Below are 12,223 nucleotides of genomic sequence, written 5' to 3'. Positions count from 1 at the left end.
TCACGCCTGAAGGCGTCGAAATCGGCGATGAACACGCCAGGTGCGCGTGTCGGCGCGATTTCGTCCAGAGCCGGGCACGACGAGGCGAGGGCCCCGGCTTCGCCGGGGCCCTCGCTGAGGCGGGTGCGGTCGCGTTATTCGGTGCTGTCGGTCTCGTCCTCGAAGTCGCCCATGATCTCCTCCAGCAGGTCCTCCATGGCGATCAGGCCGGTGACCTCGCGGCCCTCCCCGGTCACGAGGGCGAGCTGGGAGCGCTGGCGGCGCATCAGAGCGACGGCGGCGGCGACCGTGGTGTCGGCGCCGACCATCAGCGGCGCGGCGGCCAGGTCGGCGACCGGGGCGCCCGGTTCGGCCTGCACGGCCTCGCGGACGTGGACGAGCCCGACGGGGCGCTCGTCGGCGTCGACGACGACCATGCGCGAGCGCCCGGTGTCGCGGCTGCGCTCCTCGGCCTGGACGGCGGTCGAGCCGGCCGGGATCGTGACGACCTCGGCCCACGGGATCGCGACCTCGCCGACCCCGCGGCGCTGCACTTCGATGGCGTGCGTGAGCATCTGGTGCTCCGGCTCGCCGAGCATCCCGGCCTCGGCCGAGGACCGCAGCAGGTAGCGCAGCTCCTCGGGCGAGTGGGCCTGGGCCTTCTCGTCGGCCGGCTCGACCCCGAACATCCGCAGCAGCGCGTTCGCGCCCTGGTTGAGGCCCAGCAGGATCGGCTTGGTGAGGAACACGAACCAGGTGAAGGGCCAGATGAGCGCCATCGCCGAGGACTCGGGGTGGCTGATCGCCCAGGACTTCGGCATCATCTCGCCGACGACCATGTGCAGGAACACCACGATGATCAGCGCGATCGTGAACGCGATCGGGTGCGCCGCCGCCTCCAGGCCGATCGCCTTCAGCGGGACCTCGATGGCGTGGGCGAGCGCCGGCTCGGCCAGGGCGCCGAGGCCGACCGTGCACGCGGTGATGCCCAGCTGGGCGCCCGCGAGCATGAGCGAGAGGTTCTTGGTGCCGCGCAGGGCGGCCCGAGCGGAGGCGGAGTCGTCCTGTTCGAGCCGGTGGCGGCGCGAGGCCACGAGGGCGAACTCGGCGGCCACGAAGAACGCGTTGGCGATCAGGAGGATCACCGATATCAGCAGTGCGGGTCCGGTGCTCACTTGGCGGCCTCCGCGTGGTCGTCGCTGGCGACGGGCCGCAGCTCGATCGCCTGCGGCACATGGCGGGAGCAGGAGACCACGACCATGCGGACGCGGTCGGCGCGATCGGGGTCCTCCTCATCGGCGTCCCCGTGCCCGGGGACGGTGTCGACTTCGAGGGTGTCGCCGGGATGCGCGATGCGCCCCAGCTCGGCCATGACGAGCCCGGCGATGGTCTCGTAGTGCTCCCCTTCGGGCAGCGCGATGCCGGTGGCGTCGGCGACCTCGTCGATGCGCCACCGCCCCGGCACGAGCCAGGCGCCGCCGGCGAGCGCGACCGGGACGGCCTCGAAGCGGTCCTGCTCGTCGCGGATCTCCCCGACGAGCTCCTCGGCGAGGTCTTCGAGGGTCACGATCCCGGCGAAGCCGCCGAACTCGTCGACCACGCACGCGAGCTGGCGGTGGCGGCTGCGCATCCGCTCCAGCAGCGTCGGCAGCGGCAGCGAAGCGGGGACGAGCAGCGCGGGGTCGGCGACCTCGGAGAGCCGGACCTTGGCGCGCTCCTCGCGGGGGACGCCGATGATCTGGCCGATGCCGACCACGCCGCGCAGGTCGTCCACGTCGTCGCCGACGACCGGGAAGCGCGAGTGGCCCCCGGCGAGGGCCTCGACCGCGTCGGCGACCGTGGCGTCGGCCGAGAGCGTCTGGACGTTGACGCGGGGGGTCATGGCCTGGTCGGCCACGGTCTCGGAGAAGTCCAGGCCGCGGTCGAGCAGCTCCGAGAGGCTCTGGTCGAGCGCGCCCTCGTCGCGGGAGAGGTCGATGATGCGGTGCAGGTCCTCGGGGGTCGCGTTGTGCTCCAGTTCCTCGACCGCCTGGATGCCCATGAGGTTGAGCAGCTTCGTGGAGGTGGTGTCGAAGAACCTGATGAGCGGCCCGCACACCGTCAGGTACGCGCTCGTGGGGGCGGCGAGGAACAGCGCGAGCCACTCGGTGCGGGCGAGGGCGAGGTTCTTGGGGCCCAGTTCGCCGAGGATCATCTGGATGACGTTGGCGATGAGGAACGCCAGCGCCACGCCGAGGCTGACCGACACGGCCGCGGGGACCCCGGCGACGCCGAGGAGGTCGGCCAGGCCGCGCCCGAGGTAGGGCTCGGCGAAGAAGCCGACGAACAGGGCGGTGACGGTGATGCCGAGCTGCGCGCCCGAGAGCGCGAACGAGAGGCTGGAGCAGATCTTGAGGGCCCGGCGGGCGCGCGCGGCGCGGCGCGGGTCGCCGTCGGCGATGTCGTGGAGGCGGGACCGGTCGACGGCGGTGTAGGCGAATTCGAGAGCCACGAAGAAGCCCGTGGCGGCGGTGACGGCCAGGATGATGACCAGTCCGATGACTATGAGCATCGCTCATGCCCCCGATGGGGCTCCGATGCGAGGAGCCTGCTGCCGCTTACGGGCCGGGGACTTCGATATCGTCGTCGTTTTCGTCGCATGGAGCCGATCTTAACGGGACGGCCGAGCAGGGCAAGCGGTCAACCTTGTTCGCCCCGCCACAGGACGATGTCGGTCGAACGGCGGAACGGACCGGCCATCGCGCGCAGCTCCGCGAGCTGGGTGCGGGCCCGCCGCAACTCGTCCAGAGCGGCCGCGGCCTCGGCCCGGACGGCCTGGACTTCGCGCTCGAGGTCCATGATGCGCTTGATGCCGGCGAGGTTCACGCCCTCGTCCTGGCTGAGCCGCTGGATCTCGCGCAGGCGGGTGACGTCGCGGACGGAGTAGCGGCGGCCGCCGCCGGGCGTGCGCGCCGGCTCGACCAGGCCGAGCCGGTCGTACTGGCGCAGCGTCTGCGGGTGCATCCCGGCCATCTCGGCGGCGGCCGAGATCGCGAGGATCTTCGCGTCGAAGTCGATCTCGTCGCCGAGCGGTCCGCGCTGGTGGTAGGCGATCTCGATGCGCATGTGCGCGCGGCCGCCCATGTCCGCGGGGCCGTCGGCGGCGGGCTTGGCGGCACGGTCGGAGGCGCGGTCGGGGGTGGGCTCGGAGGCGGTCACGGTGCCCTCCTTCGGTCGGTGCCGGTCCATCCTGCCGCGATCGGGCGTCCGCCCGCAAGGGACGGCGCGTGAGCGCGGCGCGAGAACGCGAGGGCGGTCGCCCCGCCTTCGCGGTCCGTCTCGTGCAACGCATCGGGCCCGTGAAGTGTTCCGGCCCCGAGTCGAAAGCGACTTTGAGCGGCCGGCGTGCGAGCGCCGGACGCGGGCGCGGTGAACGGGCCCGCAACGTGCGGCACCGGCGCGGCCGCGAAGGCGCTGGAGTCCCAAAGGGAGGTTCGAATCCGGGCGCGCCGAATGGCGGCGGGGACGCCGCCGCTGCGATTCGACTCGCGCCCGGTCATTGGCCCGTCAACTGTTCCAGTTTCGAGCGGTCGGCGCCCGGTGCGGCCGCCGCGTACTTCTCCAGGGCCTCCTTGGCCTCGGCCGAGAGCGAGGCGGGGACCTCCACGTCGACGGTCACCAGCAGGTCGCCCTTGTTCGGCACGCCGCGGCCCTTGACGCGCAGCACGCGCCCGGTCGGCGTCCCCGCGGGGACCTTCAAGGTGACCGGCCCGTCGAGGGTCGGCACCTTCACCTTCGCGCCCATGGCGGCCTCGGGGAAGGACACCGGCAGGCGCAGGGTCACGTTGTCGCCGTCGCGGGCGAACAGCGGGTGCGCGCGGACCGTGACGCGGACCAGCAGGTCCCCGGACGGGCCGCCTCGCTCCCCGGGGGAGCCGCGACCGGCCAGGCGGATCGACTGGCCGTCGCCGATCCCGGCCGGGACCCGCACGGTGATGATCCGGTCCTTGGTGGTCGCTCCGGTGCCGCCGCAGTCGGGGCACGGGTCCGAGACCACCGAGCCGGTGCCCTCGCATTCGGGGCACGGCTGCGCGAAGCTGAACGCGCCCTGGTTCTCGGTGACCAGTCCTCTGCCGCCGCAACGGGAGCAGGTGGTCGGGGAGGTCCCGGGCCTGGCGCCCGAGCCGTGGCAGGTCTCGCACTCGCCGGGCGCGCGCATCCGGATCTCGGTGGTCGTGCCCTTCACCGCGTCGGCGAAGTCGAGCGAGATGTGGGTGCGCAGGTCGCCGCCGCGCTGCGCGGCGCCGCGCCGGTGGCTTCCGCCGCCGCCGCGAGAGAACAGGTCGCCGAAGAGGTCGGAGAACCCGCCGCCCGAGCCGCCGGAGCCGGAGAAGAGGTCCTCGAAGTTGATCCCGCCGCCGGCGTGCATCCCGCCGAAGCCGCCGCGGCCGGACTTCATCAACTGGATCTGGTCGTACTCGGCGCGGGCCTTGTCCTCGTGGAGGACCGAATAGGCCTCCGAGACGCCCTTGAAGCGCTCCTCGGCGTCGGGGTCGGGGTTGTGGTCGGGGTGGAGTTCGCGGGCGAGCTTGCGGTAGGCCTTCTCGATGTCCTTCTTGGAAGCGTCCTGCGGCACGCCGAGCACGGCGTAGAAGTCCTTCTCAAGCCACTCCTGCGATGCCACCGGACGCTCCCTTCAATGCCTTCGAGCCTGAGGAACCGGCCCGCGGACCCGATGCCCTGCGCCGCAGCGCAGGCCGGGCCCGCGGGCCGCACTCCTACCGTTTCTTCTTCTTGCCCTTGCGTCGGTCCTCCGCCGGCTCGTCCTCGGCGGCCTCGGCCGCCGGCGGACCGTCCTCGGACTGCGCGTCGGACTGCACCGCCTCGTCGGAAGACTCCTCGGCACCGGCCTCGGCGGTGTCGTCGGCCTCGGCCGGCTCGGCCCCGTCGGACGCCTCCGGCGCCTCGGCCTCCGAAGCCTCCGCGGGCTCCTCGGCCTCGTCGGTCTCGGGAGCCTCCGGCTCCTCGGCCGGCGCCGCCTCGTCCTCGTCCGCCGGCTCGGCGACCGCGACCAGGGCCGCGCGCAGCAGCTTGTCGCCCAGGCGGTAGCCCGACCGCATCACGTCGATGCAGGTCGGACCGTCCACGCCGGGCATCTGCATGTGCGCCACGGCCTCGTGCACGGTCGGGTCGAACCGGTCGCCCTTGGTGCCGAAGGACTCCAGGCCCTGCTTGGTCAGTGCGTTCAAGAGCTGGTCGGCCACGGACCCGAAGGGACCGGTGAGGTCCCCGTGGTCGCGCGCCCGGTCCAGGTCGTCGAGCACCGGCAGCAGGCTCTGGAGCACCGCCGCCGTCGCCAGCTCACCGGCGCGGGCCTTGTCGCGCTCGACCCGCTTGCGGTAGTTCTGGAACTCCGCGGTGATGCGCTGGAGGTCCCGCGTGCGCTCCTCCAGGGTCGCCTGGAGGACCAGCACCGCGTCGTCGGCGGCCTGGCCGTCGTCCGACGCGGCCGCCAGGATGTCGTCGACCGTCAATTCCCCGTCGCCTTCGACCGCACCGTTCTCACCGGTGCCGCCTCCGTCCCCGTTCTGCTCGTCGGGAGGCGTGTCGTCGGCGTCTTTGCCGTCTTCCGCTGTCACTTCTGGTCCTTGTCATCATCGACGATCTCGGCGTCGACGACGTCGTCGGCGCCCGGCGCGCCCGCGTCGGCGGTCGGCTGCGGACCCTGATCGGTCTGCGCCGCCGCGTACATGGCCTGCCCGGCCTCCTGGCTGACCTTGGACAGCTCCTCGGTGGCGGACTTGATCGCCTCGATGTCGCTGCCGCCCAGGGCGCCCTTGAGGGTGCCGGTGGCCTCGTTGATGCGGCCCTTGAGGTCCTCGGGGATCTTGTCGCCCGACTCGGCCAGCAGCTTCTCGGTCTGGTAGACCAGCGACTCGCCCAGGTTGCGGGCCTCGGCCTCCTCCTTGCGCTGCCGGTCCTCCTCGGCGTGCTCCTGCGCCTCGGACATCATCCGCTGGATGTCGTCCTGGGCGAGGCTGGAGCCGCCCGAGATGGTCATCGACTGGGCCTTGCCCGTGGCCGAGTCCTTCGCCGAGACGTTCACGATGCCGTTCGCGTCGATGTCGAAGGTGACCTCGATCTGCGGGACGCCGCGCGGCGCCGGCGGCAGACCGGTCAGCTCGAAGGTGCCGAGCTTCTTGTTGTAGGCCGCGATCTCACGCTCGCCCTGGAAGACCTGGATGAGCACCGAGGGCTGGTTGTCGTCGGCGGTCGTGAAGACCTCCGAGCGCTTGGTCGGGATCGTGGTGTTGCGCTCGATGAGCTTGGTGAAGATCCCGCCCTTGGTCTCGATGCCCAGGCTCAGGGGCGTGACGTCGAGGAGCAGCACGTCCTTGACCTCGCCCTTGAGGACGCCGGCCTGGAGGGTCGCGCCGATGGCGACGACCTCGTCGGGGTTCACGCCCTTGTGCGCGTCGCGGCCGATGAGGCGCTTGACCAGGTCGGACACGGCGGGCATACGGGTCGAGCCGCCCACGAGGATGACGTGGTCGATCTCGGAGACGTTGATCCCGGCGTCCTTGACGGCCTGCTCGAACGGCTTCTTGCAGCGGTCGAGGAGGTCGGAGGTCATCTGCTCGAACTCGGCGCGCGAGAGCGAGACGTCCAGGTGCAGCGGGCCGTCGGGCCCGGCGGTGATGTACGGCAGGTTGATCGAGGTCTGCGTGGCGCTGGAGAGCTCGATCTTGGCCTTCTCGGCGGCCTCCTTGAGGCGCTGCATGGCCATCTTGTCCTTGGACAGGTCCACGCCATACTGGCCGTTGAAGGTCTTGACCAGGTGCTGGATGACCCGGTCGTCCCAGTCGTCGCCGCCGAGGTGGTTGTCGCCCGAGGTGGCCTTGACCTGGATGACGCCGTCGGCGATCTCCAGCAGGGACACGTCGAAGGTGCCGCCGCCGAGGTCGAAGACGAGGATGGTCTGCTCTTCGTCGCCCTTGTCGAGCCCGTAGGACAGGGCCGCGGAGGTGGGCTCGTTGATGATGCGCAGGACGTTGAGCCCGGCGATCTCGCCGGCCTCCTTCGTGGCGGTGCGCTGGGCGTCCGAGAAGTAGGCCGGCACGGTGACGACCGCGTCGGTCACGTTCTCGCCCAGGTAGGCCTCGGCGTCGCGCTTGAGCTTCATGAGGATGCGCGCGCTGATCTCCTGCGCGGTGTACGACTTGCCGTCGATGTCCACCGACCAGTCGGTGCCGATGTGGCGCTTGACCGAGCGGATGGTGCGGTCGGGGTTGGTGACCGCCTGGCGCTTTGCCACTTCGCCGACCAGCACTTCGCCGTTCTTGGCGAACGCCACGATGGACGGGGTGGTCCTTGCCCCCTCAGCGTTGGTGATGACCGTGGCCTCCCCGCCTTCGAGGACGCTGACCACGGAGTTCGTCGTGCCGAGGTCGATACCGACCGCACGTGCCATGTTGATCTCCTTGTAGTCGAACAGATGTCGCGGCGCCCCGAGGACCGGTGCTCCGTGAAGTATCTCTGTCTCAAGCGGCCGGGCGGGAACCCTGGACCAAGTTGAGCCGGATAGACTCAATGTTGTTCCGGCCGGTGTCGACTGTCAAGCTGATCTCGATGATTGTGACGAAATGCACTAAAGTTGAGTCGGGTCGACTCAACTTCGCGACGCTCCGGTCGCGTACGGTCAGCGGGCCGCGGCGGGGACCTGGCCGGCCGCCTCGCAGCACTCGGTGAGCAGGTCGTCGGCGATCTTCCAGGTGTCGCACGGCCAGGTCTGCTTGCAGGAGGCGCAGTCGATGCCCAGCAGTTGCTCGGGCAGGTGGTCGCGCCACATCGCCGAGGCCAGGGCCCAGCCGGTGATCTCGGTGATCCCGGCGGGCGCCTCCAGCGGCGGCGGCTCCTCCACGGAGAACAGCTTCGAGGGCTCCTCGCGCCGCGCGCGGCGGTTGCGGCCGGTGATCGGGACGACCATCGAGGTCTGCTCGACGGTGTCGAGGTCCTGGTTGTGGCGCGTGCGGCGAGGCGGCGCGGCGCGGTCCTGGCGCGGCAGGCCCCGCCCCGCTTCGGGGGCGTCGGAGTCGTGCGACACCGGCCTCGTTGAATGCTGCATGCTCACGCTATCTCCTCATTCGCCTTCGCTTCCGTGCCCTGCGTACTCCTCTGTCCGGTCTAACGGTCGAGCGGGCCGCGAGGACACGGGTACGAGCCCCCGGCACTCGCATCCGGCCGTGCCGAACCCGCCCGGCGCCGCCCGGGCGATCCGTCCCCGAACGCCCCGTTTCACCGCCGCAGGCAGGGCGCGGCGACGGTCCGACGGGAGCGGGGACGGCGGCCCCAGAAGGCCGCGAGAAGGCCGTGTTCGGATCAGTTCGATCCGGCGGCCCGTCACGCTGGATGCGCGGGCGAGCGGGGAGTAGCCTGGGCGAATCGAGCCGATTCGGGCCGCGCCCCAAGGGCCCGAGCGGTGTCGCGAGTCCCGTGCCGAACCCGGGACCGGAGTTGCGGGTGGGGCCCATGGGGCGTTGGCTCTGCGTTCTCCAAAAGGAGTAACGGAAACCGCACTTGCTGCATCATAGCGTTGTTGAGCTGGGGTTTCAGACCTGTGACGGACCCTAAGTCTGCATTAACTTTGGGTTACGACGTCCGTTTTGTCAGAATTCGCCCCGTTCACGTGTGGCATCATTGTTTTCATGCAGTCTCCTTCAGAAGAAGTACAATGGACGGTAGACGGTGGATTGATCACTCCCTACTTCGAGACCAAGACCACCCTCCGCCGCAGCGCCGGTCTCGAGCACCAGCGCGACCACGTCTACATCTACGGCCTCAAGCTCGACGGTGACGGCGAGATCGCGATGCGCTTCCGCCCCGAGCACCGCCACCAGCACTCGGAGGCCTCGCTGACCATCCGCGTCGACGAGTCGAACTGGGTCAAGACCGGCGCCGAGTACCTCGGGGGGCAGCACCTCGTCAGCACCGTGACGACCCGCGAGCACACCAATTGGTCGCTCGCGCCGGTGGACACCGAGTCCGACGAGATCTGGCTGCGCCTGATCCGCTCCGGCGGCACCATCACCGTGGCCCATGCCGACGACGGCGTCGACTACACCACGATCGCCTCCACCTACCTGCCCGGCGGCGTACCGGCACTCGCCGGGATCGCCAGCACCAGCCCCGTGTCCGAGAGCTTCTGGGACGCGGCGCAGGACCTCGACATCGACCTGGATTTACGTCCTCGGTCGGCGTTTCGGGGCCGAGGCTCCCATCGCATCACCGCGCAGCCGATCCGGCGGCGCCGCAAGCACATCCAGCGCACCGGCCAATGAAGACCGGTAGTCGCTGAGCATAGAGGTCGGGCCCGGTGGACGTTCCGTTCGCGGGGACCTGGAGTCCGGCGGACCCGACCTGTGTGCTCAGAGCACCAGAGGCCATGAGCGGAGCCGTGAATCCGGCCGCGGACGGCGGCGAGAAACAGCGGCGAGGAAATACAAGGACGTACAGAGAAGGCGCGGCCGATCGCTCTCGCGATCGGCCGCGCCGTTTTCATTCACCAGTCGGTGCGGCGCCCCGGACGGTCACGGCCCCAAGGGGTCGCGACGCCGTCAGCCGGCGGGGCGCCGCATCGGTCGGCTACTCGAAGAGCACCGCGTAGGTCTGGAACGCCGTGGCGACCTCGACCTGGTGCCAGTAGCGGTGGTAGCTGAACTCGGGCGCGTCGCCCGAGCAGCCACCGTTGATGTAGGCCTCGACCTGGTCCCAGCCGTCGAAGTTCTGCATGAAGGACCGGGTCTCGATGAACGTGACCCCGTTCTCCAGAACGTCGCCGTTCGGCATGGTGCCGGTCCAGCCCTGCGGGATGTAGACCTCGTCGCCGAAGCGGCAGTAGTCCGAGCGCTGCTCGGGCTGCGTGATGCCGATGCCGTCGTTGGCCTCCCAGAGGACGTCCAGCAGGTTCGCGGCGGCCTCCTGCGACGCGGTGTCGCCGGTGGCGACCGCGTGGTAGGACAGGATCTTCGCGAGGGCGCCGGCCACACCCGGGTCCTCGGACTGGCTGGCGACGGTGACGGACAGGCCCGAGCCGGGCTCGCCGCTCCAGGTCAGGTCGCCCGGGATGCTGTACCCGGTCGGCGTGATGGTGCTCTCGCTCAGAGCCCAGGCCACCCAGTTGTCCAGGATGTTGCAGGCGCGGGTCTCACCGGTCTCCATGCAGAGCTGCGCGGTGCGGTCCATGCCCCAGGCCTGGAAGCCGAACCAGCGGTTCGACGGCGGGTCGTGCCAGACGGGCTGCTCGTCGTAGTTCAGACCGTTGAACTCGGCCGAGGTGGTCGGGGTGCCGTAGTTGCCACCCCAGTTGTTGGTCGCGCCGCCCGCGAGGGCGCCGGCGCCGGTCGAGCCCTGCGGCACCTGGAGCCACTCGAGGAAGTCGAGCTGAGCGTCGAGGCTCTGGGCCCAGTCGGCCGCACCCGTCGCCGAGTCCGGCTCGAGGCCGCCCTCGGAGAGGGCGTACGCGGCCATGACGTTCTGGTAGCCCTGGTGGATACCGGAACCGCCGATGCGGAAGGACCAGTCGCCGTTCAGGCCGGCGCCCCACGAGTAGTACCAGCTGATCAGGTAGTGGAACGAGTTCTTGCCAGAGCCGGCCGGGCACGAGGCGGCCCCGATGCAGTCGCCGGCGATCTGCTTGAAGTACTTGTCCGCGAACGCGTACCGCAGGTAGTCGCCCATCATGGACGCCTTGTCCAGGGAAGCGGAGATGTCCCCTTCCTGGCCCTGGGCCTCGGCCCACTGCTTGGCCATCCACGCGACCTGGACGGCGCGCGCGTCGGCGTCGGGGGCGTTGGTGTAACGCTCCTGAGCCGCGTACTCCTCGTCGCCCACGAACAGGTCGAGGAAGCCGTTGGGACCGCCGAAGTCGAAGGTCTCGCACGACGGGTGCCCGATGGTCTCCCACGTGGACTCCTGCGAGCCGCGCTGGAAGGTGTTCATGTAGACCGGCTCGGTGGTCCCGTCGCCGCACTCGCCGTAGCCGTAGGCGTTGTCGACGTCGAGCAGCCAGTGCATCCCGTAGATGCTGTTGGTGCCGTAGGTCGAGGCCAGCTCGGCCCCGATCGGGTCCTGGCCGACGGGCACGTCGAAGTCGAGCTGCGTCGGGTAGTCCGTGACGCTGTCCGACTCGGGCGCGTAGGAGGCCGGGTCGTCGGGGTTGTAGTTGGTCGGGTTGAGATCCGGGATCAGGTAGTCCTCGGTGATCTGCCAGGAGTTGTTGTAACCCGACCAGTCGCCGGTGACCTGGCCGTAAGCGGCCTCCAGCCACATCAGGTAGCTCAGGGCCTCGGAGGTCGTCTGGTGGCCGTAGTCCGGCGCCTCGACGATGAGCTCCTCCACCGAGTGGTAGGGGACGCCCGTCGAGTGCAGGTACGGCGAGTCCGAACCGGTGAGCTGGTCGTACAGGGTGAGGAAGCGCTCCTCGTTCTGCGTGACCTCGCCCAGGTCGGCGACCGTGACGTTGACGTTGATCGTGTCGTAGCCGTCGGCGGCGACCGCGAAGGTCGCCGAGGAGCCGGCCTCGGCGCCTTCGGCGGCGCTGAAGACGACCGACTGGGCCGAGGTCTCGCCGGCCGCGAACGACAGCGACGCGCCCGAGGACACCGAGATGTCCGTCGAGCCCGCGGTGTGCGTGGTCGTGACGGTGGCGGCCTCGTCGATGGCGGCCGAGAAGTTGACGTCGATCGAGCCGGTGGAGCCGGCGTCGACCACGACGTTGGTCCGCGAGGTCGTCAGCGCGGCGTCGCCGCCGGGGTCGGGGTTGCTCGAGCCGTCGCAGGCCTCGCCGTTGACCGAGATGTTGGTCGGCGCGGTGGCCGAGCCGGAGCCGATGAAGCCGAACACCTCTTGGGACTGACCCGCGGCGATGGTGCCGTTCCAGCCGACGTCACTGGCGCTGAAGCGGGCCCCGCTCTGGCTCCAGTCCACGTTCCAGGCGCTGGAGACCGAGGTACCGGCCGGGAAGTCCCATTCGATGTCCCAGCCGTTGAGCCCGGCGTCTCCGGAAGTGAGGACGACATTGGCCTGGAAGCCGTCGCCCCAGGTCGAGATGACGTTGTAGTCGAGGCCGCCGCAGTACTGCGCTGCGAACGCGTTGGGCGCGGCCACCGCGGCGAACGTGCCGACGAGGGCGACCGGCAAGGTCACCGCCGCGGTACGGCGCCATCGGCGCCGCTTCCGCGGCGGGGCCGGATTGTCGAGATCCATT

9 protein-coding genes are annotated in these 12,223 nt (G+C 70.4%); 1 reads left to right on the top strand and 8 read right to left on the bottom strand.

Annotated features, from left to right (window positions below; translation table 11 throughout):
- Positions 1-134: 134 nt before the first annotated feature.
- The 7 genes from IF12_RS0117745 to IF12_RS0117715 all read right to left on the bottom strand — a co-directional run bounded on the left by IF12_RS0117745 (position 135) and on the right by IF12_RS0117715 (position 8,089).
- Positions 135-1,154, bottom strand: a complete 1,020-nt coding sequence (locus tag IF12_RS0117745; protein WP_030160765.1) for a hemolysin family protein — start codon at positions 1,152-1,154, stop codon at positions 135-137.
- Entirely contained in the window at positions 1,151-2,530 is a 1,380-nt protein-coding gene (locus IF12_RS0117740; RefSeq protein WP_030160763.1) for a hemolysin family protein, read from the bottom strand. The genes IF12_RS0117745 and IF12_RS0117740 overlap by 4 nt, the downstream gene beginning before the upstream one ends.
- 128 nt (positions 2,531-2,658) lie before the next feature.
- On the bottom strand, positions 2,659-3,084 hold the full coding sequence (locus tag IF12_RS27055) for a heat shock protein transcriptional repressor HspR (RefSeq protein ID WP_081913735.1): 426 nt from the start codon (positions 3,082-3,084) through the stop codon (positions 2,659-2,661).
- A 430-nt stretch (positions 3,085-3,514) separates the two neighbouring features.
- Positions 3,515-4,642: a molecular chaperone DnaJ gene (gene dnaJ / locus IF12_RS0117730; protein WP_030160760.1), complete on the bottom strand. Its 1,128-nt coding sequence runs from the start codon at positions 4,640-4,642 to the stop codon at positions 3,515-3,517.
- A gap of 94 nt (positions 4,643-4,736) precedes the next feature.
- Complete coding sequence (locus tag IF12_RS24330; protein ID WP_051704550.1) at positions 4,737-5,597, bottom strand: nucleotide exchange factor GrpE; 861 nt, start codon at positions 5,595-5,597, stop codon at positions 4,737-4,739.
- A complete protein-coding gene (gene dnaK / locus IF12_RS0117720) occupies positions 5,594-7,429 on the bottom strand; it encodes a molecular chaperone DnaK (RefSeq protein ID WP_030160755.1) in 1,836 nt (611 codons plus the stop codon). Before dnaK ends, IF12_RS24330 begins: the two co-directional genes overlap by 4 nt.
- Positions 7,430-7,657: 228 nt before the next feature.
- A complete protein-coding gene (locus tag IF12_RS0117715; RefSeq protein WP_133884066.1) occupies positions 7,658-8,089 on the bottom strand; it encodes a hypothetical protein in 432 nt (143 codons plus the stop codon).
- A gap of 619 nt (positions 8,090-8,708) precedes the next feature.
- Here IF12_RS0117715 and IF12_RS0117710 point away from each other — a divergent pair.
- A complete protein-coding gene (locus IF12_RS0117710) occupies positions 8,709-9,296 on the top strand; it encodes a DUF1349 domain-containing protein (RefSeq protein WP_030160751.1) in 588 nt (195 codons plus the stop codon).
- A gap of 304 nt (positions 9,297-9,600) precedes the next feature.
- On the opposite strand, the gene IF12_RS0117705 is transcribed toward IF12_RS0117710, so the two are convergent.
- Positions 9,601-12,222, bottom strand: coding sequence for a glycoside hydrolase family 48 protein (locus IF12_RS0117705; protein WP_030160749.1), 2,622 nt, complete (start codon positions 12,220-12,222; stop codon positions 9,601-9,603).
- Between the last annotated feature and the right edge of the window lies 1 nt (position 12,223).

Source organism: Glycomyces sp. NRRL B-16210, from assembly GCF_000719515.1.
GTDB lineage: Bacteria > Actinomycetota > Actinomycetes > Mycobacteriales > Micromonosporaceae > Glycomyces.
This window is presented reverse-complemented; position numbering and strand designations above follow the sequence as displayed.

Bases quoted from the DNA above. Each gene is read 5' to 3' on its own strand.
- dnaK (WP_030160755.1), bottom strand. From the start codon at position 7,429: ATGGCACGTGCGGTCGGTATCGACCTCGGCACGACGAACTCCGTGGTC.
- IF12_RS0117740 (WP_030160763.1), bottom strand. From the start codon at position 2,530: ATGCTCATAGTCATCGGACTGGTCATCATCCTGGCCGTCACCGCCGCC.
- IF12_RS0117705 (WP_030160749.1), bottom strand. From the start codon at position 12,222: ATGGATCTCGACAATCCGGCCCCGCCGCGGAAGCGGCGCCGATGGCGC.
- IF12_RS27055 (WP_081913735.1), bottom strand. From the start codon at position 3,084: ATGCGCATCGAGATCGCCTACCACCAGCGCGGACCGCTCGGCGACGAG.